This window comes from Ramlibacter sp. (assembly GCF_035548915.1).
Lineage (GTDB): Bacteria > Pseudomonadota > Gammaproteobacteria > Burkholderiales > Burkholderiaceae_C > Ramlibacter.
Genome location: NZ_DASZSE010000018.1, coordinates 147,521 through 169,519 on the forward strand (window position 1 = coordinate 147,521; position 21,999 = coordinate 169,519).

Annotated in this window: 21 protein-coding genes; 11 read left to right on the forward strand and 10 right to left on the reverse strand. The window is 68.5% G+C overall.

The genetic code is table 11. The annotated features are described in order from the left end of the window. Nucleotides 1–79: 79 nt before the first annotated feature. The 4 genes from VHA82_RS04810 to VHA82_RS04825 all read right to left on the reverse strand — a co-directional run bounded on the left by VHA82_RS04810 (nt 80) and on the right by VHA82_RS04825 (nt 5,612). Nucleotides 80–1,990 carry a PhoX family protein gene (locus VHA82_RS04810; protein ID WP_325540793.1) on the reverse strand — a complete coding sequence of 637 codons (1,911 nt, stop codon included), beginning with the start codon at nt 1,988–1,990 and terminating at the stop codon, nt 80–82. A gap of 231 nt (nt 1,991–2,221) precedes the next feature. After that, complete coding sequence (locus tag VHA82_RS04815; protein ID WP_325540794.1) at nt 2,222–3,562, reverse strand: MATE family efflux transporter; 1,341 nt, start codon at nt 3,560–3,562, stop codon at nt 2,222–2,224. Further along, nucleotides 3,562–5,250, reverse strand: a complete 1,689-nt coding sequence (locus VHA82_RS04820; protein ID WP_325540796.1) for a hypothetical protein — start codon at nt 5,248–5,250, stop codon at nt 3,562–3,564. Before VHA82_RS04820 ends, VHA82_RS04815 begins: the two co-directional genes overlap by 1 nt. A gap of 110 nt (nt 5,251–5,360) precedes the next feature. Further along, nucleotides 5,361–5,612, reverse strand: coding sequence for a type B 50S ribosomal protein L31 (locus VHA82_RS04825; RefSeq protein WP_325540798.1), 252 nt, complete (start codon nt 5,610–5,612; stop codon nt 5,361–5,363). A 157-nt stretch (nt 5,613–5,769) separates the two neighbouring features. On the opposite strand from VHA82_RS04825, the gene VHA82_RS04830 reads away from it, so the two are divergent. The 3 genes from VHA82_RS04830 to VHA82_RS04840 are packed head-to-tail and all read left to right on the forward strand — an operon-like array spanning nt 5,770 to nt 8,896. Next, the gene (locus VHA82_RS04830) at nt 5,770–6,990 is read left to right on the forward strand and encodes an ATP phosphoribosyltransferase regulatory subunit (protein WP_325540800.1); all 1,221 of its coding nucleotides are present in this window, start codon (nt 5,770–5,772) and stop codon (nt 6,988–6,990) included. Between the two features lie 40 nt (nt 6,991–7,030). Further along, a complete protein-coding gene (locus tag VHA82_RS04835; RefSeq protein WP_325540802.1) occupies nt 7,031–8,359 on the forward strand; it encodes an adenylosuccinate synthase in 1,329 nt (442 codons plus the stop codon). A 12-nt stretch (nt 8,360–8,371) separates the two neighbouring features. Next, entirely contained in the window at nt 8,372–8,896 is a 525-nt protein-coding gene (locus VHA82_RS04840) for a phosphoribosyltransferase (RefSeq protein WP_325540803.1), read from the forward strand. A 4-nt stretch (nt 8,897–8,900) separates the two neighbouring features. Here the strand turns inward: VHA82_RS04840 and VHA82_RS04845 are convergent, their stop codons facing one another. Continuing rightward, nucleotides 8,901–9,203 carry a hypothetical protein gene (locus tag VHA82_RS04845; protein WP_325540805.1) on the reverse strand — a complete coding sequence of 101 codons (303 nt, stop codon included), beginning with the start codon at nt 9,201–9,203 and terminating at the stop codon, nt 8,901–8,903. A gap of 30 nt (nt 9,204–9,233) precedes the next feature. Between VHA82_RS04845 and VHA82_RS04850 the strand changes: the two genes are divergently transcribed. Together VHA82_RS04850 and VHA82_RS04855 are read left to right on the forward strand one after the other, a co-directional pair. Next, nucleotides 9,234–10,268, forward strand: coding sequence for an ADP-ribosylglycohydrolase family protein (locus VHA82_RS04850; protein ID WP_325540807.1), 1,035 nt, complete (start codon nt 9,234–9,236; stop codon nt 10,266–10,268). 21 nt (nt 10,269–10,289) lie between these two features. Then, a complete protein-coding gene (locus VHA82_RS04855) occupies nt 10,290–11,459 on the forward strand; it encodes a PLP-dependent transferase (RefSeq protein ID WP_325540809.1) in 1,170 nt (389 codons plus the stop codon). Here the strand turns inward: VHA82_RS04855 and mnmH are convergent. Then, nucleotides 11,435–12,520: a tRNA 2-selenouridine(34) synthase MnmH gene (mnmH, locus tag VHA82_RS04860; protein WP_325540811.1), complete on the reverse strand. Its 1,086-nt coding sequence runs from the start codon at nt 12,518–12,520 to the stop codon at nt 11,435–11,437. The two genes, VHA82_RS04855 and mnmH, sit on opposite strands and share 25 nt — an antisense overlap. Further along, nucleotides 12,517–13,221 (reverse strand): arylesterase, encoded by a 705-nt coding sequence (locus VHA82_RS04865; protein ID WP_325540813.1) that lies wholly within the window; start codon nt 13,219–13,221, stop codon nt 12,517–12,519. Before VHA82_RS04865 ends, mnmH begins: the two co-directional genes overlap by 4 nt. A 13-nt stretch (nt 13,222–13,234) precedes the next feature. Between VHA82_RS04865 and VHA82_RS04870 the strand changes: the two genes are divergently transcribed. The 4 genes from VHA82_RS04870 (at nt 13,235) to VHA82_RS04885 (ending at nt 16,879) form a co-directional block, all read left to right on the forward strand. Continuing rightward, nucleotides 13,235–13,930 carry an ABC transporter ATP-binding protein gene (locus VHA82_RS04870; protein WP_325540815.1) on the forward strand — a complete coding sequence of 232 codons (696 nt, stop codon included), beginning with the start codon at nt 13,235–13,237 and terminating at the stop codon, nt 13,928–13,930. Nucleotides 13,931–14,023: 93 nt separating this feature from the next. Then, nucleotides 14,024–15,025 carry a TRAP transporter substrate-binding protein gene (locus VHA82_RS04875; protein ID WP_325540817.1) on the forward strand — a complete coding sequence of 334 codons (1,002 nt, stop codon included), beginning with the start codon at nt 14,024–14,026 and terminating at the stop codon, nt 15,023–15,025. Between the two features lie 38 nt (nt 15,026–15,063). Further along, nucleotides 15,064–15,597: a TRAP transporter small permease gene (locus VHA82_RS04880; RefSeq protein WP_325540818.1), complete on the forward strand. Its 534-nt coding sequence runs from the start codon at nt 15,064–15,066 to the stop codon at nt 15,595–15,597. Nucleotides 15,598–15,601: 4 nt separating this feature from the next. Continuing rightward, on the forward strand, nt 15,602–16,879 hold the full coding sequence (locus VHA82_RS04885) for a TRAP transporter large permease subunit (RefSeq protein WP_325540819.1): 1,278 nt from the start codon (nt 15,602–15,604) through the stop codon (nt 16,877–16,879). Nucleotides 16,880–16,898: 19 nt separating this feature from the next. On the opposite strand, the gene VHA82_RS04890 is transcribed toward VHA82_RS04885, so the two are convergent. Beyond that, entirely contained in the window at nt 16,899–17,654 is a 756-nt protein-coding gene (locus VHA82_RS04890; RefSeq protein WP_325540821.1) for an SOS response-associated peptidase, read from the reverse strand. Nucleotides 17,655–17,677: 23 nt separating this feature from the next. Continuing rightward, nucleotides 17,678–18,574 (reverse strand): dienelactone hydrolase family protein, encoded by an 897-nt coding sequence (locus tag VHA82_RS04895; protein WP_325540823.1) that lies wholly within the window; start codon nt 18,572–18,574, stop codon nt 17,678–17,680. A 127-nt stretch (nt 18,575–18,701) separates the two neighbouring features. On the opposite strand from VHA82_RS04895, the gene VHA82_RS04900 reads away from it, so the two are divergent. After that, complete coding sequence (locus tag VHA82_RS04900; protein WP_414708625.1) at nt 18,702–18,872, forward strand: DUF2889 domain-containing protein; 171 nt, start codon at nt 18,702–18,704, stop codon at nt 18,870–18,872. Between the two features lie 48 nt (nt 18,873–18,920). Continuing rightward, complete coding sequence (locus tag VHA82_RS04905; RefSeq protein WP_325540824.1) at nt 18,921–21,503, forward strand: hybrid sensor histidine kinase/response regulator; 2,583 nt, start codon at nt 18,921–18,923, stop codon at nt 21,501–21,503. A gap of 41 nt (nt 21,504–21,544) precedes the next feature. Here VHA82_RS04905 and VHA82_RS04910 read toward each other — a convergent pair whose 3' ends face one another. Beyond that, nucleotides 21,545–21,982, reverse strand: coding sequence for a universal stress protein (locus VHA82_RS04910; RefSeq protein ID WP_325540826.1), 438 nt, complete (start codon nt 21,980–21,982; stop codon nt 21,545–21,547). Nucleotides 21,983–21,999: the final 17 nt, after the last annotated feature.

Below are 21,999 nucleotides of genomic sequence, written 5' to 3' on the forward strand. Positions count from 1 at the left end.
TCTGGGCCTCGGCCAGCGCGATTGCCGCCGTATCGAGAAAGTTTCGATGGCCGCGGATAGCTTCCTCGCACGAGAGCGCTCAGCGCCCCGGCAACCCCGTCAGATACCCGACCTGCGCCCCGTAGCGATCCTTGAAATTCGCCCGCACGATGGGATCGAGCTTCGCCTTCACGACGTTGTGCAAAGGCTCTTCCCAGTCGCCCGCATGCTGGAAGTTGCTCATGATGTAGGTCCAGCCGTTGATCTCGTCCACCGCATGCAGGCCCGTCGACTCGGCCCCGGCGGGGCAGGAGAGGATGCGCGAAAGCCGCTTCGTGTCGACGTTGTAGGCCCACAGGAAGTTGTTCACGTGCGTGTTGCTGTCTTCTCCGATGAAAAGCGTGCGCAGCTTCTCGGAGAACTTCAGGTTGTCGGGCGTGGCGATGCGGTCGGGGTGTGCGAAATTGCCGAGCGCGTCCTGCTGCTTCAGGCGGCCGCCTCCCAGGTCCTCGGACACGAGTTCCGGCACCGCGGCCATGTCCACCGGCACCCATTCGCTTCGGATCGCATGGCCTTCGTGGTCCTTCTGCCCGCCTTGCAGATGCTGCATGTAGACCGCGCCGGAATAGGGGCCCTCGACCTTCACGCCGCCGGAGCCGTCCAGCATGCTCGACTCGATGCGCGACATCGCGACGTACGCGATCTTGTCGCGCGCGTTCACGGTCGTGCCTTCCCACTTCGTGAAGCCCATGCTGCCGCCCGCCAGCGCCGCGTAGCGATGCGTTTCGAGGAAGGCCGCGGCCTTTTCCATGCCGGGTTTCAGGCGCACCCAGTTCGCCTTGCCGCCGTAGGGGATCTTCGTGAAGCTCGCATCGCCCGGATCGGCCGTGCGTACTTCCATGATGTCCGCGTGCCGGATGCCGCCGTCCACGAGCGCCTTGATCTCCGCACTCGTCGCGTGGCCGAGACGAATCCACGACAGTGTCGCGGCGCCCGGGCCGGTGCCCGAGGTCTGGTGCCAGCGGCCCACGTAGAGCGTGCCGCTCGACAGATCGGCCGCGCGGTCGGCGACGAACATGAACGCGCCTCCATTGGTGGCGTCGTCGCCCATGAGCACGGTGCGCTCGTCGGGCATCACCTGCACCAGTTCGTGCGAGATGCGGCCGAGACAGTAGTGCTTGACGATGGTGCCGCTGCCGTCGGGATGCACGGTCACTTCCGGCACGTGGCCGTAGCGGTACGGGTTGGCGGCCTCGGGGTCGCCGTAGAGATTGCGGCTGAATCGCTTCAGGCCCGCGTTCACGGCGACGGCCGCGTCCGGCTCGTATTCCTCGCTCGACAGATGCGTGTTCCAGGGCGAGAGACTCGCGCCGCAGGTGATCCACAGGCCGTGCACGGCGGACGTGTCGACGTTGTGGTACTTCACGAGCGTGAGGCGACCGGTCGCCGGGTCCTGATCGAGCGTGAGCACGGCGATCTGTGAGGGCAGCAGCCCGTAGGCGGACGTGCCCGCGTTGTCGCGCGTGGTGTACTCGAACTGCACGACCGCGAAGACGGGGTTGCCCTTCACACCCGCGACGTTGGCGTTCGCGAGCTCGAGGAGCGACATGCCGTCGGGCGCGTCGGAGAAGAACTGCCCCTCCTTGCCCGGCACGGAGCGGTCGATGATCGGCTGGTTGCGGATGTCGTGGTAGCCGCCCGCGACGACCGTGCCGCCGCGGCCGTCGGGGACTCTGTCGCCCGTGACGAAGAAAGGCTGGTAGGCGAGCTTGAAGGTCGCGCTCGTGCTGTTCGCGTAGTGGGCGGTGAAGTGCGATTCAACCGTGGTCGCGGCCATTGCCTCGGGCCTCGCGAGGGTCGGCGCGGGCATGGAGCCGAATTCGCCGGACTGGAACGCGGGACTCGTCGCCGCTGTGGCGGCGCAACCGCCGAGCGTCGAAGCAAGGGGCAGCAGCGGCGCGCCGGCGAGCAGCTGCAGGACGCTGCGGCGGGAGGGAGTGGGATGGTTCATGGATGAGCAGAAGAATATGCCGAGGCCGATGTCAGTGCGATGACGCTGCCTGGTCGCGCGGATTCTCCCGCGTCATTCCTGCACTCCCCGTCATTCCCGCACTCCCCATCATCCCCCCGTCATTCCCCGTCATCCGCCGTCATTCCCCGTCATCCGCCGTCATTCCCGCGAAGGCGGGAATCCAGGGCATCCCGCCCCTTCCCCCCAGCCGCCGAACCAACCGCCGGCTGCCTAGCGATAACCCTTCACCGCCCGCCAGAGGATCGTAGGCAGGATGAACGCGAGCACGCCCAGCGCCGAAGCCGCCGCGATCCAGAACGCCGAGGGCGCCTGCATCGCCGGCCAGCCCGCGAGCCCGCGGTACGCGAGCACGAAGCCCCCCGCGAGCCCCATGCCCCAGAGCAGCACGCAGTACGCCACGAGCGGCGCCACGGCGACGCGATAGCAGCGCAGCACGAAGACGCACAGCGCCTGCGTGGCATCGCCCAGATGGAACACCGCGAGCCAGCCGAGCAGGCCCGCGGCGACCACGGCAACGCGCGGGTCGGACGTGTACATCGAAGCGATGCCGTGCCGCGCGAGCAGCATGCCGAGCGACATCGACACCGCCAGCACGAAGCCCATCTTGAAGCCGGTGCGGATCACGCCTCGCGCGAGCTTCGCATCGCCCGCGCCCAGCCAGTAGCTCACGCGCGAACTCGTCGCGATCGCGATCGAAAGCGGCACCATGTACATCACGGCCGCGAGATTGGCCGCGATCTGGTGCGCCGCGGCCGCCTGCGTGCCCTGGCGCGCGATGAAAAGCGCCATCAAGGTGAACGAAGTCACTTCCACCATGATCGCGAGCGCGGCCGGCACGCCCAGGCGCGCGAACTGCCGGATCACGCGCCAGTCGGGCCGCTCGAGCGGGCGCCAGATCGCGTAGGAGCGATAGAGCGGCTGCGTGCGCAGCAGCCAGAGCGACATCGCGAGAAACAGCCAGTTCACCGCCGCCGTGGCCCACGCGCAGCCGACGGCACCGAGCGCGGGAACGCCCAGCCCGCCGAAGGCGAACCAGACGGTGAGCGGCACCTTGACCGCGAGCGCGATCACCTGCAGCCACGTCACGAGCTGGGGCTTGCCCAGGCTCTGGTTGAGCGTGCTGTACATGCGAAAGGCGAGCGCGGGCGGCAGGGCCAATGCGAGCACGGCGAGGTATTCGCGCACGGTGCCCTGCAGCGCCTCGGGCACCTCGGTCCATGCGAGGAGCCCGCCGGGAAAAAGGAGGCCGACCACGCCCGCGACCGAAGCGAGCGCCGCGAGATACAGCGCCTGCCGCACCGAGCGTCCCAGCTCCGCGCCCTGGCGCGCGCCGTGCAGTTCGGCCCACACGGGCAGGAGCGCCTGCAAGAGGCCCATCAGCGCGACGAAGACCGTGATGTACACGGCCGAGCCGACCGACAGCGCCGCGAGCGACTGCTCGGAAAAGCGGCCCGCCACGATCGTGTCGGTCACGCCGAACGCCATCACCGCGAGCTGGCCCGCGAGCACGGTGCCCGCGTGGCGGGCGATGACGGACAGCTCCGACGCCATCAGCCGCCCCTACGCAGCACGAGCAGGTTTTCCTTCTTGTCGGCTGGCCGGCGCACGAGGCCGATCACCTGCCATTGGCGACGATCCATCGCGATCGGCAGCGCCGTCTGCAGCTCCTGCGGCATGAGAAGCCACGCACAGGGACTCGCCACTTCGGCCGGCCGCAGGTCGAGGTTCGCGTGGAAGCGAAACGCCGCGAGCTGGCTGCGCGTGAGGCCCATCGCCTGCACGCAGCCCGGCCGGTCGATGAGGCGCGTCACGGCGCCCACCATGGGTACGTAGCTTCGCCCATAGTCGAGCGCGGGCAGCCACAGGGTCATGAGCAGGAGCCAGGCGAGGCCGAAGCCGCCCGCGGGCAGGACCAGGCTTTTCCAGATGGCTTCGCGGTGGCGGCCGGTGCGCCAGCGCACGAGCCAGAACCAGGCGACGGTGCCCGCGAGCGCGAGCAGGAAAGGCAGCGGCGAAAACGTCGGCACGAAGTCGGGTGCGATGCGCGCGACGTTCACGGCGGGCTTGTGCGGAATGCCGATCTGCAGCGAAGTCCACACGCCCCAGATCACGATGGCCACGCCCGTGAAGAACAGGAGCGCGAACCAGTCGATGAGCGCGGACGCGGCGCGCTTGAACGTCGGCAAGGCGAAGGCCGCGAGCGCGGCGAGCGCGGGCAGCGCGAGCAGCAGCGAACGGTCGGACGTGGGCGTGAGGACGGTCGTGGCGATCGCGACGCCCGCGAACCAGAGCGGCAAGAGCACGTGCCGGCTCGTGAGCTGGCGCCGCCACCGCCAGACGGTCCAGACGGCGAGCGGCCAGGCGGGCCACGTGAACCAGACCAGCAACCGCACGGTGCCGGGCCAGTCGCGCGCGAGCGTCGCCGCGTCCGCGACGACGCGCCAGCGCCAGGCATCGAGCGAACTCGCGACGGCGACGACCACCATCGCAATGAGCATGATGAGTGCGGCCCAGCGCCACTTGGTCCCGCGCAGCTGCGCGTCTTCCGGATGCGCGAGCAGGGCCACCACCACGCCGCCGGCGGCGAACATCACGGCCATCGTGGGCGCGCCGCTCAGCGCCAGGCCGAGCAGCCCCGACGCGAGCGAAAGGGCAGGCAGGGTCTTGCGGTAGGGCAGGGCCGCGATGCCGTAGAAGGTCATCGCCGTGAAGCCGAGCTGCGCGAGCGAAGGCGTCGTCTCGTGCGAGAGCTGCGCGAGGCCCAGGCACGCGATGAGCGCGAGCACGCCGCCGTCGGCGATGGCGCGCGCGTAGTCGGTCGGATCGGCCTCGCCGCCGAAGGCGAAGGCCACGGGTTGCGCGCGCGGCGTGCGGGCGAGGTGGTAGACGCTGTACCAGGTGGCGAGGAGCGTCGCGACCAGCAGCGCGATGTAGGGCAGGCGCGCCGCGAAATCGGGCGCGATGAAATCGGGCGCGAGGCGTATCGCCCAGGCGCCCATCCAGTAGGGCAGGAGCGCGTCGAATTCCGGCGGCACTCCCACGAGCGTGGGATGGAACCAGGCAGTTGCGCCTTTCGCGAGTTCGGACATGTAGCCGAGCGCGATGATGTCCTGGCTCTTCCAGGGCTCGCGCCCGACGAAGCCCGCCATGACGTACACCGCGCAGAACCCGACGAGCAGCCAGCGCGGCAGGCGCCGCACGGCGCTTTGCGAGACGATGGCGGGGGTGGGCTGGTTCACGGGGGCGAGTTTATGAAAAAGCGCCGCTTCCTTCGCGAGAGGCGGACGTCCGCGCAAAACAAAAGGGCTGCCACGGAGGGCAGCCCTTTCGATGCGACCGGGTCGGTGGATTACTTCTTCTTCGCGAAGCGGTTGCGGAACTTTTCCACGCGGCCGCCCATGTTGTCCACGGATTTCTGCGTGCCCGTGTAGAAGGGATGCGACTCGCTCGAAACGTCGAGCTTGAAAAGCGGCAACTCGCGGCCGTCGTCGGTCTTGCCGGTCTCGCGCGTCTGCACGCACGAGCGCGTGACGAACTTGAAGCCGTTGGAGACATCCACGAAGAGCACTTCGCGGTACTGGGGGTGTTTGCCTTCTTGCATGAGGACCTCGTGTCGGATTCGGGAGCCGCTCCGGGATATCCGGGGTACTTTCCGGTGAGCTCTCAATTATAGCGCAGCGACGCGCCTCACCGCCCCCCGGCCGGCCGCAACCACCGCCCCCGGTAGAATCACGGTTTTAACAGCGCCCGCTTCTGTCATGTCCGCCTGGGTCCTGCCGGATCACATCGCCGATGTTCTGCCCTCCGAGGCTCGGCACATCGAGGAACTGCGCCGCGAACTGCTCGACACCGCACGGGGGTACGGCTGCGAGCTCGTCATGCCGCCGCTGCTGGAGCACCTGGAGTCGCTCCTCACCGGCACCGGCGAGGCATTGGGCCTGCAGACATTCAAGCTCGTCGACCAGCTCTCCGGCCGGATGATGGGCCTGCGGGCCGACACCACGCCGCAGGTCGCCCGGATCGATGCGCACCTTCTCAATCGCCAGGGCGTGACGCGCCTGTGCTACTGCGGGCCGGTGCTGCACACGCGCCCCGACCGGCCGCATGCGACCCGCGAGCCCCTGCAGTTCGGCGCGGAAATCTACGGCCACGCGGGGCTCGAGGCGGACCTCGAAGCGCTGCTGCTCGCGCTCGATTGCCTGAAGGCGTCGCGCGTCGGGCCGATCACGGTGGACATGGCCGATGCGCGCATCGTGCGGGCGCTGCTCGCGGGCGTGGCGGCGGACGCCGCGCTGCTTGCCCGGGTGCACGCCGCGCTCGCGGCGAAGGACGCGAGCGAGCTTTCCTCGCTCAGCCGCGGCTTTCCCGCCGCTTCGCGCGAGGGCCTCGCCGCGCTCGTGGGGCTCTACGGCGGGCGCGAGGTCCTCGCGCAGGCGCGCAAGGCGCTGCCCGACGTCGCGGCCGTGCGCGACGCGCTCGCGCAGCTCGAGTGGCTCGCGAGCCACGTGGAGGATGCGCAGGTCACGTTCGACCTCGCGGACCTGCGCGGCTACTCGTACTACAGCGGCATGCGCTTCGGCATCTACACGCCGGGGGCGAGCGATTCGCTCGTGCGCGGCGGCCGCTACGACGAGGTCGGGGCCGTCTTCGGCCGCAACCGTCCCGCCGTGGGCTTCAGCCTGGACGTGAAGGAACTCGTGACCGTGGCCGCCAAGCCCGCGCTCAAGGCCGCGATCCGCGCGCCGTGGCTCGATGCCGGCCACGCGGCCGCGGGCGCAGCCGCGCATGCGGCTTCGTCCAATGCGGCGCATGCGGCGTCGTCCAATGCCGCGGCGCTGCGCGAAACCGTCGCGCGCCTGCGCGGCGAAGGCGAAACGGTCGTGTGCGTGCTGCCCGGCCACGAAAGCGAAGTGGACGAATTCCACTGCGACCGCGAGCTCGCGCTCGATGCCGGCCGGTGGGTCGTGCGCGCGATCTGACCATTCCGAATCATTTTTCATTTCCCCGAGAGCGCTAGTCATGACGAATCCGAAGGGCCGCAACGTGGTCGTGGTCGGCACCCAGTGGGGCGACGAAGGCAAGGGCAAGCTCGTGGACTGGCTCACCGAGATGGCCCAGGGCGTGGTGCGCTTCCAGGGCGGCCACAACGCGGGGCATACGCTCGTCATCAACGGCGTGAAGACCGCGCTGCACCTGATCCCGAGCGGCATCATGCGCCCGGGCGTGAAGTGCTATATCGGCAACGGCGTGGTGCTGTCGGCGGCCAAGCTGCTCGAGGAGATCGAAGGCCTCGAGAAAGCGGGCGTCGAAGTGCGCTCGCGCCTTCGCATCAGCGAAGCGTGCCCGCTCATCCTGCCGTTCCACGCGGCGCTCGACCTCGCGCGCGAGACGAAGCGCGAAGAGGGCGGCACGGAAAAGATCGGCACCACCGGCCGCGGCATCGGGCCCGCGTACGAAGACAAGATCGCGCGGCGCGCGCTGCGCGTGCAGGACCTGAAGCACCCCGACCGCTTCGCGGCGAAACTGCGCGTCCTGCTCGACCTGCACAACTTCGTGCTCGTGAAATACCTGAACGCGCAGGCACTCGACTTCCAGCAGGTGCTCGACGAGTCGATGCGCCATGCCGAGCTGCTGCGCCCCATGATGGCCGACGTCTCGCGCGAGCTGAACGAAGCGCACCTGCACGGCGACAACCTGCTCTTCGAAGGCGCGCAGGGAACGCTGCTCGATGTGGATCACGGCACCTACCCGTACGTCACCTCCAGCAACTGCGTGGCGGGCAACGCGGCCGCGGGCGCGGGCATCGGCCCGGGCATGCTGCACTACATCCTCGGCATCACCAAGGCCTACTGCACGCGCGTGGGCGGCGGGCCGTTTCCAACCGAGCTCGACTGGCAGACGCCCGGCACCGTGGGGCATCATCTTTCCACCGTCGGCGCGGAAAAGGGCGTGACCACCGGCCGGTCGAGGCGCTGCGGCTGGTTCGACGCCGCGCTGCTGAAGCGAAGCGCGCAGGTGAACGGCCTGTCGGGCCTGTGCATCACCAAGCTCGACGTGCTCGACGGCCTGAAGGAGCTCAAGCTGTGCACGGGCTACATGCTCGATGCCGAACACACCGACATCCTGCCGCTCGGGGCGGACGAGATCTCGCGCTGCGAGCCGGTGTACGAGACGCTCGAAGGCTGGAGCGAATCGACCGTGGGCATCACGGACTACGACAGGCTGCCCGTCAATGCGCGTTTGTACCTGCAGCGCATCGAGCAGGTGACGGGCGTGCCGATCGATATCATCTCGACCAGTCCGGATCGCGACCATACGATCATGAAGCGCCATCCCTATCTGGCTTGAGGAGAGCGGAAGATGTTGACCGAGGACGGCAAGCACCTCTACGTGAGCTACGACGAATACCACAACCTGATCGAAAAGCTCGCGATCAAGGTGCACCAGTCCGGCTGGGAATTCGACACCATCCTGTGCCTCGCGCGCGGCGGCATGCGCCCGGGCGACATCCTTTCGCGCATCTTCGACAAGCCGCTCGCGATCATGTCCACGAGTTCCTACCGCGCCGAAGCCGGCACGGTGCAGGGCCACCTCGACATCGCGCACTACATCACCACGCCCCGGGGCGAGATCGCGGGGCGCGTGCTGCTCGTGGACGACCTCGCCGATTCGGGCCATACGCTGCACCAGGTGCTGGAGTTGCTGAGGACGAGGTACCCGAAGATCACCGAACTGCGCAGCGCTGTGATCTGGACCAAGGGCCTGTCGAAGTTCACGCCGGACTATTCGGTCGAATACCTGCCCACGAACCCGTGGATCCACCAGCCGTTCGAGGGCTACGACGCGATGCGGCCCGAGCAGCTTCTGCAGAAGTGGCGCGTCTGAAGGCTCAGTGCTTCCCGAAATTCGCGGCCACCCCCCAGAGCGTCGTGAGCAGGCCCGGAAAGGCGAAGAAGAAGAGCCAGTTGAAGACCCAGGTGATCCGGTTGAGCGTCGGATCGTTCCTGCGGATGTTCTCGAACTCGTTTCGGCTCACGCCTTCCCACGTGAAGGCGGCGGTCAGCGCGCCCGCGACGACGGTGAGCAGGATGCTCCACCACGCGCCGCGCCCCGCCGCGATGGCCACGGCCAGCACGGGGAACACCACGAACGAAAAGCCGTAGGGAAAAGAGAATCCGTGTCCGTTGGGCATGGCGACTCCTCGTCCTAGAATGGCGCGACCATGGATGCGCGCGCGACCATCGGGTGCCTCCTCGGCACGGCCGTGGGCGACTCGCTCGGCTTGCCCTACGAGGGCCTGAGCGCCCGCCGCGCCGCGCGCATTTTCCCGGGCCCGCCCTCTCACCACCTGCTGCCCGGCAGGGGCATGGTATCCGACGACACCGAGCACGCGTGCTTCACGGCGCGCGCGCTGCTTCTCGCCGGCGACGACGTCGAAGCGTTCGGCCGCCACCTCGCGGCGTCCCTGCGCTGGTGGTTCGCGGGACTGCCGGCGGGCATCGGGCTTGCGACGCTGCGCGCGATCGTCAAGTCGTGCCTCGGATTCCCGCCGCACAGAAGCGGCGTCTTCTCCGCCGGCAACGGCCCCGCGATGCGCAGCGCCGTGATCGGCGTTGCCTGGGGCCACGACCTCGAACGGCTGAAGGCGTTCGTTCGCCGATCCACACGCATCACGCACACCGATCCCAAGGCGTATCACGGCGCGCTCGCCGTGGCGCTCGCGGCGCATCACGCGGATTCGTTCACGAGCGCGCAAGCCTATCTCACGATGCTCGAAGAGGCGCTCGCGCGGGAAGCCGCCGCGGAATTTCTCGCGCTCGCGCATCGAGCCGCGCAATCCGCCGCGCGCGGCGAGGCCGTGGCGGACTTCGCATCGGCGATCGGCTCGCGCGGCGGCATCTCGGGCTACATGCTCCACACCGTGCCGTGCGTGCTGCAGGTGTGGTTGCGCCATCCGCGCGATTTCGAATCGGGCCTCGCGGAAATCGTGCGCGCGGGCGGCGATACCGATACGGCCGGCGCGATCTTCGGCGGCATCGCGGGGGCTGCGGTCGGCAAGGAAGGCATTCCCGCCGAATGGCTGCGCGCCATCGTGGAGTGGCCGCGCAGCGTCGGATGGATCGAGCGGCTGGGCGCCGCGCTCGCCGCGGGCGGGCCATCCCCCGCGTATTTCGTGCCGGCGGTTCCCGTGCGCAACCTGCTGTTCATGCTGGTCGTGCTCGCGCACGGATTTCGCCGCCTCGTGCCACCCTATTGAGGGCGCGCTACCATCCGGCGGATGAAGCGCAAGCCCACCGAGCTCATCCACAGCGACTACACGCCGCCCGCAGGATTCAGCGCGCCGCAGCCGGGCGTGTTCAAGGCGTCCACCGTGATCTTCCCGAACGTGGCCGCGCTGCGCTCGCGCGACTGGCGCAGCAAGTCGGGCTACACGTACGGCCTGCACGGAACGCCAACGACCTTCATCCTCGAGGAGCGCATCGCCGAGCTCGAAGGCGGCGCGCAGTGCGTGCTCGTGCCGAGCGGCCTGGCCGCGATCGCCCACACCAACATGGCGATGCTGCACGCGGGCGACGAGGTGCTGCTGCCGAACAACGTCTACGGCCCGAGCAAGACGATGGCCGACGGCGAGCTGAAGAACTGGGGCATCGGTTTCGCGCTCTACGACCCGATGGACCCGGGCGACCTCGCCGCGCGCATCACGGGCAAGACGAAGCTCGTGTGGCTCGAAGCGCCGGGGTCGGTCACGATGGAGTTTCCGCCGGTGGCCGAACTCGCGGGTGTCTGCCGGGAGCGCGGCGTCACCTCCGCGCTCGACAACACGTGGGGCGCGGGCATCGCCTTCAACGGTTTCGACGCCGGCGCCGACATCGTGATGCAGGCGTTGACCAAATACCCGAGCGGCGGAGGCGACGTGCTGATGGGCAGCGTCGTCACGCGCAGCGAGGAATTGCACGAGCGCCTGAAGCTCACGCACATGCGCGTGGGCTGGGGAGTCGGCGCGAACGACGCGGAGGCCGTGCTGCGCTCGCTCTCGAGCCTGCACGTGCGCTATGCGGCGCAAGACCGGGCGGCGCGCGAACTGGCCGAGTGGCTCGTCGATCGCAGCGAGGTGGCGCGGCTGTTGCATCCGGCCTTCGAAGGCTCACCCGGGCATGAGCATTGGCGCTCCACGTGCGGCGACGATGGCGCGGCGGCGGGGCTGTTCTCGATCCTGCTGGACAGGCGGTATGCGGTGGATGAGGTCGATCGCTTCTGCGATGCGCTCAGGCTCTTCAAGCTGGGGTATTCGTGGGGCGGGCCGGTGAGTCTGGCGGTGCCTTACGACTTGCGTGCGATGCGCGGGGAGACAGTGTACGAGGGCGTGCTCGTGAGGTTGTCGATCGGCCTGGAGGCGGTGGAGGATCTCGAGGCGGATCTGGATCAGGCGTTCGACGTGCTCGACTGACACTGCGCGGCGGTCGCGAGGTCCCTCGCCGCGCGAGCCATCGCATCCGGGGACCGGTCCGGCAAGTCCACCACCCGAGCGGCCGCATACTGCTCGAAGTTGCGCCGTATCGAGCCCGCATACCCGGGGTCGTAGTGTTTCAGAAGCAGTTCGCGCACCACCGCCTCGATCTCGCCCGCGCGCACCTGCTCCTGCCAGGCCGCGACCTGGGCCTTGCCGCGCAGCTGCGCGAGCGCGCCGAGCCGGTCGCACAGGAGCGCGGTGTCCCGCGTGAAGAACTCGTAGTCCTCCATCAGGAGCCGGACGCGTTCGTCCATCGGCAGCGCGAGCCGCACGCACGGGCTCGCCCGCATCGCATCCATCAGAGCCTGCGGCACGGCGACATTGCCCACCTTGCGGCTTTCGCTTTCCACGAAGACGGGCCGCGCGGCATCGAATGCGCGCAGCGCCTCCCACACGAGCGTGTCGAAGCGCTTTTGCGTGGGCTGCGCCTTGCCGGGGATCAGGCCGAGGACGGACGCGCGGTGCACGGCGAGCGCCTCCAGATCGAGCACCTGCGCACCGGCATCGGCGAGCGCATGCAGCAGGCGCGTCTTGCCCGCGCCCGTGGGCCCGCAGATGACGCGGTATTGCAGCCGCGCGGCAAGCGGGGTGAGCGCCGAGAGCACCGCGGCGCGAAACGCCTTGTAGCCGCCTTCGACCACCGACACGCGAAACCCGATCTGCCCGAGCACGAGCGCGAGCGCACCGCTTCTCTGGCCGCCGCGCCAGCAGTAGACAAGCGGCTGCCAGCCCTTGGGCTTGTGGACCACTTCGCGTTCGATGTGCCGCGCGATGTTCTTCGCGACCAGTGCGGCGCCGAGCTTGCGCGCCTCGAACGGGCTCACCTGCTTGTAGATCGTCCCGACCCTGCGCCGCTCTTCGTTGTCGAGCGAGGGCCAGTTCACGGCTTGCGGCAGCCGGTCCTCCTCGAACTCGGCTTCGCTGCGCGCGTCGACCACGGTGTCGAATTCGCCGAGACGCTCGATCGCCTCGGCCGCGCTCACCGCATGCACGCTCACTTCTTCACGAGCTTCCTGAGCTCGGGCCAGACGTTGTCCAGCATGCGGGGGTGCGCCGCCGCGTCCGGGTGGATGCGATCGGGCTGGAAGAGCCGCTCGGCGTCGGGCGCATCGGCCACGCCCGCGAGCAGGAAGGGCACGAGCGCCGTCTTGCGTTCGCGCGCCACGCGCTCGAAGACGGCGGCGAAGCGCCGCGCGTAGTCCGGCCCGTAGTTGGGCGGCACCTGCATGCCCACGAGCAGCACGCGCGCGCCGGCCTTGCGCGCATCGTCGATCATGTGCAGGAGATTGTCTTCGGTCATCCCGAGCGGCAGACCGCGCAGCGCGTCGTTGCCGCCGAGCTCGATCACCACGACCGCGGGCGAATGCTGCTTCAGGAGCGCGGGCAGGCGCGAGCGGCCGCCGGAGGTCGTGTCGCCGCTGATGCTCGCGTTGACCACGTTCGCCGGAATCTTCTCGCGCGCGAGGCGCCCGGCGAGCAGCGCCACCCAGCCGCTGCCGCGCCTCAAGCCGTATTCGGCGCTCAGCGAATCGCCCACGACGAGGATCACCGGGGCGGCGGCACCGGCGTGCAGCCGCCCGGAATACACCGCGCAGGCTGCGCAGGCTGCATAAGCCGTATAAGCCGTATAAGCCGCATAAGCCCGATAAGCCCGATAAGCCGCAGCTAATCCTGCCGCGCTAAAGTCGCGGCGCGACATTCGCGCAAGCCACATGCCTGAACCCATCATCTCCGTGGAGCACGTCTCCAAGTCGGTCACCGATTCGACCGGAACCCTCGACATTTTGCGCGATATCGATTTCTCGCTGGCGCCGCGGGAAACCGTCGCGATCCTGGGCGCATCCGGCTCGGGCAAGAGCACGCTCCTTGCCATCGTCGCGGGGCTCGACACGCCCACGCGCGGCACGGTGAAGCTCGCGGGCGAGGACCTCTTCGCGATGGACGAGGACGCCCGCGCGGCGTGGCGCGCGCGCCAGCTCGGCTTCGTCTTCCAGAGCTTTCAGCTCATGGGCAATCTGAGCGCGCTCGAAAACGTGATGCTTCCGCTCGAACTCGCGGGCCGCCGCGACGCTCGCCGGGCCGCGGGCGACATGCTCGCGCGCGTGGGCCTGGCCGAGCGCTTCGGCCACTACCCGCGCACGCTCTCGGGCGGCGAGCAGCAGCGCGTGGCGCTCGCTCGCGCCTTCGTCGTGCGACCGGCCGTGCTGCTCGCGGACGAGCCGACCGGCAGCCTCGACTTCGCCACGGGCGAGACGGTGATGGCGCTGATGTTCGACCTGAACCGGGAGCAGGGCACCACGCTCGTCATGGTGACGCACGACGCCGCGATCGCCGCGCGTTGCGAGCGCAGGATCACGATCGAGGCGGGGCGGCTCGTGCAGGCGCCGCCCGCAAGGCCGCACGGGTAACTCCCATCTTTGTGCGCATGCATCCGGTCCCTAGAATGGCGCGCGGCCTGCCAAGGCCGATGTCGGGCCTTGCCTAAGTCGAAGGAGACAACAATGATGCTTACTTCTGGATTGCGCCGCCGCTCGGTGCTGGCCGCCGGCGCGATCGCGCTTCCTTTCGTGTCGCGCGCGCAGTCGCCCATGGTGATCAAGCTGAGTCACGTCGTCGCGGAAAAGACGCCCAAGGGCCAGGCCTCGCTCAAGTTCAAGGAACTCGCCGAAAAAAGCCTCGCGGGCAAGGTGCAGGTGCAGGTGTTTCCCAATTCGCAGCTCTTCGGCGACGCGAAGGAGCTCGAAGCGCTGCTGCTGGGCGACGTGCACTTCATCGCGCCGTCGCTCTCGAAGTTCGACCGCTATACGAAGAAGCTGCAGGTGTTCGACCTGCCGTTCCTCTTCGACGACGTCGCCGCCGTCGACCGCTTCCAGGCCGGACCGAAGGGCCAGGAGCTGATGAAGACCATGACGTCGCGCGGCCTGCTGGGCCTCGGCTACTGGCACAACGGCATGAAGCAGCTTTCCACGAACAAGGACACGCTGAAGCGCCCCGAGGACGTGAAGGGCCTCAAGTTCCGCATCCAGCCGTCCGACGTGCTCGAAGCGCAGTTCCGCGCGCTCGGCGCGAATCCGCAGAAGATGGCGTTCTCGGAGGTGTACCAGGCGCTGCAGACGGGCGTGGTCGACGGCCAGGAGAACACCTGGTCCAACATCTATTCGCAGAAGTTCTTCGAGGTGCAAAAGACCATCGCGGAGACCAACCACGGGATCATCGACTACATGGTCGTCACCAACTCGAAGTGGTGGGACGGCCTGCCCGCGGACGTGCGCAAGGCGCTCGCCGAGGCGATGACCGAGGCCACCGCCTTCGGCAACAAGCTCGCCAACGACTTCAACGAGGGCGACCGCAAGAAGATCGCCGATGCCGGCAAGGCGAAGATCCAGGTGCTCGGCAAGGACGACCTCGCGGCCTGGAAGAAATCGATGGAGCCGGTCTGGAAGAAGTTCGAAGGCGACATCGGCCGCGACCTGATCGACGCCGCCCTCAAATCCAATCGCTGACCTCACCCGCGAGGGCCCGCGAACCGGGCCCTTCTCACATGCGCTGGCTCGCCTGGCTCGAGGAAATCCTGATCATCCTGCTGATGGCGGCGATGACGCTCATCACCTTCGTGCAGGTGGTGGCACGCTACGTCTTCAACTACAGCTTCGTGTGGGCGCTCGAACTCACCGGGGTGCTCTTCGCGTGGCTCATCTTCGTGGGCATGTCCTACGGCGTGCGCGTCGGCGCGCACATCGGCGTCGATGCGGGGGTGAAGCTGCTCGGGCCGCGCGCCGCGCGCGTGGTCGGCTGCGTGGCGGCGCTTCTTTGCATCGGCTATGCGCTCATCGTCACGTGGGGCGCCTTCCAGTACGTTGCGAAGATGTACGACGTGGGCATCCTGATGGAGGACATCCCGATCGCGCAGTGGATTCCGCGGGTCATCCTGCCGGCGGGCTTCCTGCTGCTTGCGCTGCGCTTCGCGCAGGCGCTGTGGCGCCTGGCCACGGGGCGCGCCACATCGCTCCTGGCCGACGAGGCGCAGGACGCGCTCAAGCTGCGGCAGGACCCGCTTTCGGCGATTCCCGAATGAAGCGATGAGCATCGCCGCCCTTTTCGCGATGCTCCTGGCCTTCATGGCGCTCGGCCTGCCCGTGGCGGTGGCGCTCGGCCTCTCGTCGCTCATCACCATCCTCGCCTTCGCGCAGGATTCGCTCGCCTCGCTCGCGCTCAAGCTCTACGAAACGTCGGAGGCGTACACGCTTCTCGCGATTCCGTTCTTCATCCTCGGCGGCTCGTTCATGACCACGGGCGGCGTGGCGCGCCGCATGATCCGCTTCGCCAACGCGTGCATCGGCCACTTGCGCGGCGGCCTCGCGATGGCTTCGGTGATGGCGTGCATGCTGTTCGCGGCCGTATCGGGGTCGTCACCCGCGACGGTGGTGGCCGTGGGCTCCATCGTGATCGCGGGCATGGTGCGCGCGGGCTATCCGCGCAACTTCGCCGTGGGCGTCATCTGCAACGCGGGCACGCTCGGCATCCTGATCCCGCCTTCCATCGTGATGGTCGTGTACGGTGCGGCCACCGAGACGTCGGTGGGCAAGCTCTTCATGGCGGGCGTGCTGCCCGGCATCCTGCTCGGTCTTTGCCTCATGGTGGCGATCTGGTGGCGCGCGCGGGCGCTGGACCTGCCGCGCGAGCCGCGCGCCTCCTGGCGCGAGATCGCGAAGTCGGGCCGCGATTCGCTCTGGGGGCTGCTGCTGGTCGTGATCATCCTCGGCGGCATCTACGGCGGCGTGTTCACACCCACGGAGGCCGCGGCCGTGTCGGCCGTGTACGCGTTTCTCATCGCCGTCTTCGTGTACCGCGACATCGGCATGAAGGACGTGCCGCACGTGCTGCTCGAGTCGGGCAAGGTGACGGTGATGCTGATGTTCATCGTGGCGAACGCGCTGCTCTTCGCGCACGTGCTCACCACCGAGCGCATCCCGCAGACCATCGCCGAATACATCGTCTCGCTCGGCATGCCGGCCTGGCAGTTCCTCTTCGTCGTGAACCTGCTGCTGCTCGTGGCGGGCATGTTCATGGAGCCGACCGGCATCACGCTGATCCTCGCGCCGATCCTGTTTCCGATCGCTGAGCGGCTCGGCATCGACCCCGTGCATCTCGGGATCATCATGGTCGTGAATCTCGAGATCGGCATGGTGACGCCGCCGGTGGGGCTGAACCTCTTCGTCGCCTCCGGCATCACGCGCATGCCGATCATGGCCGTGGCGAAGGCGGCGCTGCCATGGATGCTGGTGCTGCTCGCGTTCCTGATGATCGTGACGTACGTGCCGTGGATCTCGCTTGTGCTGCCGCGATTGCTGTTCTGAGCAGGCCGCGGGCCGTGCGTCAGCGGCTGGTCTGCGTGTCCGAAACGGTGGGGAGAGCGACAACGCCGGCGACAACGCCGGCGCCAACGCCTGGCAGGGCGACCTGTTGCGCGGGGTCCGCCGCACCGTGGCTGAACAAGTCCTCCTGCGGCAACCGGATGAGCGCAAGCGCCTCTTCGAGGCTGCCGTGCAGCCACGCGTCCCAGTCCTTGCGCTCGACCGGCACGACCGACCGCTTGTCCTGCGCGTCGGGCGGCAGCGTCGGGTCGGGCTTGTGGAACAGGTTCAGGAAGGGATGCGCGTCGCAGTTCTGCGTGAGCATCGTGAAGGACGCAACCACCTCGCCCGTCGCGGGGTCGGTCCATTCGCTCCAGATGCCCGCGAGCATCCAGGCCGCGCCGTCACGCCGCGCGAAGCGCCACCAGATGTTGCGCCCCGTGCCCCAGTACGGCTCGTCGTAGTCGACGGCCGGGATCAGGCACCGCTGACCCTTCGCCCACGGGCCCTTGAACGAGGGTGCGGTCGCGACGGTCTCGATGCGGCAGTTGTTGGTGGAAATCGGCCTGCCAGCCTTCCCGAGCGGCCGCCGGCTCGGGCTGAACCACGGGATCAGCCCCCACTGGCCCACGCGCAGGCCCTCGGCCGTGACGAACGGGCCGCTTTGCAGTGGCCCGATGCCGGTCGTGGCATAGGCGGGTTCGGGATCCTCGATCAGCGTGAAGCCGAAGATGTCCCGCACGTAGGTGCTGCTGGCGGGGCGGAAGCGGTTGCACATCGCCCCGATTGGAGCACGTCCGCTCAGCCGAGGTTGTGCCGGAAGAAAGCGACCGTGCGGTCCCACGCGACTTTCGCCTGCGCGGCGTCATAGCGAGGCGTGGTGTCGTTGTTGAAGCCGTGGTAGGTGCCCGGGTACTGGAACACCTCGTAGCGCGCACCCGCGGCCTTCAGCGCGGGCTCGTACCTCGCCCACGTCGGATTCACGTAATCGTCGCTCGCCGCGAGCTGAACGAGAAGGGCGGCCTTCACCTTCGCCGCATCCTCGGGCGCCGGCGCGGGACCGTAGAACGGCACGGCCGCGCTCAGGTCGGGCATCTGCGTCGCGAGCCAGTGCGTCGTGCCGCCGCCCCAGCAGAAGCCGACCGCGCCGACCTTGCCGTTGCCGTCGCCGCGCGCCTTCAACCAGTGGGCCGCGGCCAGGAAGTCCTGCCGGGTCTTGTCGCGGTCGAGCTTGCCGAAGGCCTGCACGGCCTGCTCCTCGTTGCCCGGATAGCCGCCCACGGGCGTGAGCGCATCGGGGGCGAGCGCCATGAAGCCGTCGAGCGCGAGCCGACGCGCGATGTCCTGGGTGTGCGGGTTCAGGCCCCGGTTCTCGTGCACCACGAGCACCGCGGGCAGCTTCGCGCCGGCCGCGGCGGAGGCGGGCCGCACGAGGTAGGCGTGAATCTTCCCGTTGCCTTGCGGCGAGGGGATGTCGAGCCATTCGGCCTTGATTCGCGCATCGTCGGGCTTCACCTGCTCGCCCGCGGCGAAATCGGGAGCGAGCGCCGCGAGCAGCCCCGCGGCCGTCATCCCCGCCTTTGCGAACTTCTGCGCTCGCTCGAGGAATGTGCGCCGGTCGATGTTGCCGTGCACGTAGGCGTTGAAAAGCACAATGACTTCGTGATCGAAGTCGTGGGCGGTCAGGCGTTGCGCCATGTCGTTCTCCTGGTGAGGCGGGGCCGCGGGCCAGGCCCGCGCAGCATAGCGAAATCCAGGGGGGGCCGCTGCCGCGCGGGCTGAGACAATCAACACGCAAATCCGCCCCTTTATTCCAGAGGACCCGATGCAGGCGATGGTCGGCGTGCGCATGGGTCCGGGATGGCGGCAAGCCCTGGAGAAGGCGCTGGGCGGCGCGAAGGGCTGCACGCACCTGCGCGAGCTGCTCTTCAACATGGCGCGGCGCGACGCTGTCGCGTTCACCCCTGCTGTTGCAGTCGAGCTTGCGAGCGGCTAACCTCATCGTCGTTACAACAGCTTCTCGAGAGCACGAAGGGATCGGCCCATGCCGCTTCGCATGGAGCGCATGCTCACCGCCACGGCGGCCACCATCGCAGTGACGATCGCGCTCGCCTTGCCGGTGGGGTATTTCGCCACCGTGCATCACGTCGAAAGCGTGGCGCTGCAAGCCGACGCGAAAGGCGATGCGCAGCTGCTGCAACTGCTCATCAGCCAGTCGCCCGCGACGTGGGAGGCGAACGCGGCGAGCCTTCTTCAGCGCCTCGCCAAACGCGACCGCGCGGGGCGCGAATCCCACTGGCTCTTCAACGCGCGGGGCAAGCTGCTCACTTCCGACATCGAGCCGGCGGAGTCGCCCACGCTCGAGACAGAAGAGTGGATCGAGCTGGGCGGCACGCCGATGGCGCGCATGGTGCAACAAAGGTCGTTGCGCGGCGCGCTCGTCAGCACGGCGGGCGTGGCGCTCGTCGGGCTGCTGCTCGCGCTCGCCGTGTTCGCGACCCTGCGCATCCTGCCGATCCGCATGCTGCGCGGACTGGTGGTGCGCCTGGGCGAGGAGCTCGCGCGGGTGCGCGAAGCCGAGGATGCGCTCAACAGCGCGCGCCTGAAGGAAGCGCAGGCGAAGGCGCTCGGCGCCGATCTCGCCGCACGCCAGCAGGCGACGCTCGATGCCCTCATCAACGCCATCCCGTATTCGATCTACTACAAGAGCATCGAGGGTGTGTATCTCGGCTGCAACGACGCGTTCGCGCAGATCGCGGGCGTGACACCCGCCGAAGTCGCGGGTCACACGGCCATCGAGCTCTTCGGCCCGGAACGCGGCAGCACGATCGACCGCGCGGACGCGGCGCTGCTCGCTTCGCTCGAGACGGTGCGCAAGGAAGAGCGCATGGTCTACCGCAACGGCACGGTGCGGCTCATGCAGACCGTGAAGGCGCCGTTCTGGGACCGCGAAGGCCAGCTGATCGGCATCATGGGCATCGGCTACGACATCACCGAGCAGCGCCGCTTCGAGCAGGAAATCCAGTCCGCCAAGGAACTCGCCGAGGAGGCGACGCAGCTGAAGTCGGACTTCCTCGCCAACATGAGCCACGAGATCCGCACGCCGATGAACGCGATCATCGGGCTTTCGCACCTCGTGCTGAAAACCGATCTGTCGCCGCGCCAGCGCGACTACGTCGAAAAGCTCGAGTCCTCCGGCCAGCACCTGATGCGCATCATCAACGACATCCTGGACTTCTCCAAGGTGGAAGCGGGCAAGCTCGACATCGAGGAGCGCGAGTTCGATCTCGACCGGGTGCTCGTGAATCTTTCCAACCTCGTGGCCGACAAGGCCGAAGCAAAGGGACTGGAGCTCGTGTTCGACGTGGCGCCCGACGTGCCGGCGGTGATGATGGGCGATTCGCTGCGCCTCGGGCAGGTGCTCATCAACTTCGCCAACAACGCGGTGAAGTTCACCGACAAGGGCGAGATCATCGTTTCGGTGAAGGTGCGCGAACGCGTCGGCGACGAAGTGCTGCTGCACGTCGCCGTGAGCGACACGGGCATCGGACTCACCGAAGAACAGATGGAGCGGCTCTTCCAGAGCTTCCACCAGGCCGACACGTCCACCACGCGCAAGTTCGGCGGCACGGGCCTCGGGCTCGTCATTTCCAAGCGGCTTGCCGAATTGATGGGCGGCGAGGTCGGCGTGCGCAGCGAGTTCGGCCGCGGCAGCACCTTCTGGTTCACCGCGCGGCTGAAGGTGCCGCGGGAGGCGGCCGGGGACAGCGTGCGGCCTCCGCGCCATTTCGCCGAGCGCCGGGCCCTCGTCGTGGACGACAACGCCACCGCGCGCGAAGTGCTCGCGGCGGAAGTGCGCGCGCTCGGCTTCGACACCGAAGTCGCCGAAGGCGGCGAGCAGGCGATCATCCGCGCGCTCGAAGCGGCCGAGCATGGCCGGCCCTTCGACATCGTGTACGTCGACTGGCGCATGCCCGGAATGGATGGGCTGGAGGCAGCCCGCCAGATTCGCGCGCTCGGCCTGCACCAGGCGCCGATGCTGCTCATGGTGACCTCGCATGGCGGCGACGGCGTGCGGCGCGAAGCGCAGGAGGTGGGCATCGAGCGCGTGCTCGTGAAGCCGCTCAGCCCGGCGCAGCTCGTGGAAGCGACCGAGGCGGCGCTCGGCGACCGCCCGGCCGAGCGCTATGCCACGCAGTCGCCGATGACCGACGGCGATGCGCGCATGGCCGTGCTGCACGGCGCGCGGGTGCTGCTGGTGGAGGACAACGACATCAACCGCATCGTGGCCACCGAAATCCTGCAGGATGCGGGTCTCGTGGTGGAGCACGCGGCCGACGGGCGGATCGCGCTCGAGATGGTGCAGCGCCGCCCGTACGACATCGTGCTCATGGACATGCAGATGCCGGTGATGGACGGCGTCACGGCCACCGAGGAGATTCGCAAGATCGATTCGCTGAAGGACTTGCCCATCGTCGCCATGACGGCCAACGCCATGGAGCAGGACCGCAGGCGGTGCGTGGAAGCGGGCATGAACGGGCACGTGGCCAAGCCGATCGAGCCGGAAGAGCTCTGGACCGCTCTCCTCGCGTTCGCCCGCAGGCCGGCGCACCACCCGGCGGTGTAGATCGGAGGCCTTTCGGGGGCGGGCGGCCGTGCGGCGCGGTCCTACCGCGCCACCAGCACCGGCACCGCCGACTCCGACGCGACGCGCGTGGCGACGCTGCCCAGCATGAGCCGCCGGATGCCGGTGCGCCCGTGCGAGCCGACGACGATCAGGTCGCAACCGAGCTCCTTGGCCGTGGCGACGATGCCGGTGGCGGCGCCGACATCCTCGGCGACGCGCGTCTGCAGCTCGATGGGCGAGCCGGCTTCCACCAGTTCGGCGACGTGCTCGTGCGCGCGCGCCGCGTGCTGCATCGCCGCGGACATGTAGGCCTGGAAGCCGAGCGGATTGGCTTCGCCCACGCCGAGGTACGGATAGGGATCGACGACGTAAAGCGCGGTGAGCCTGGCGCCGTGCGTGCGCGAGAGGCCGACCGCGAGCGCCGCGGCGTGCTCGGAGGCGGGCGAGCCGTCAGTGGCGAAGAGGATGTGCTTGAACATTTCGCTTCCTTTGCTCG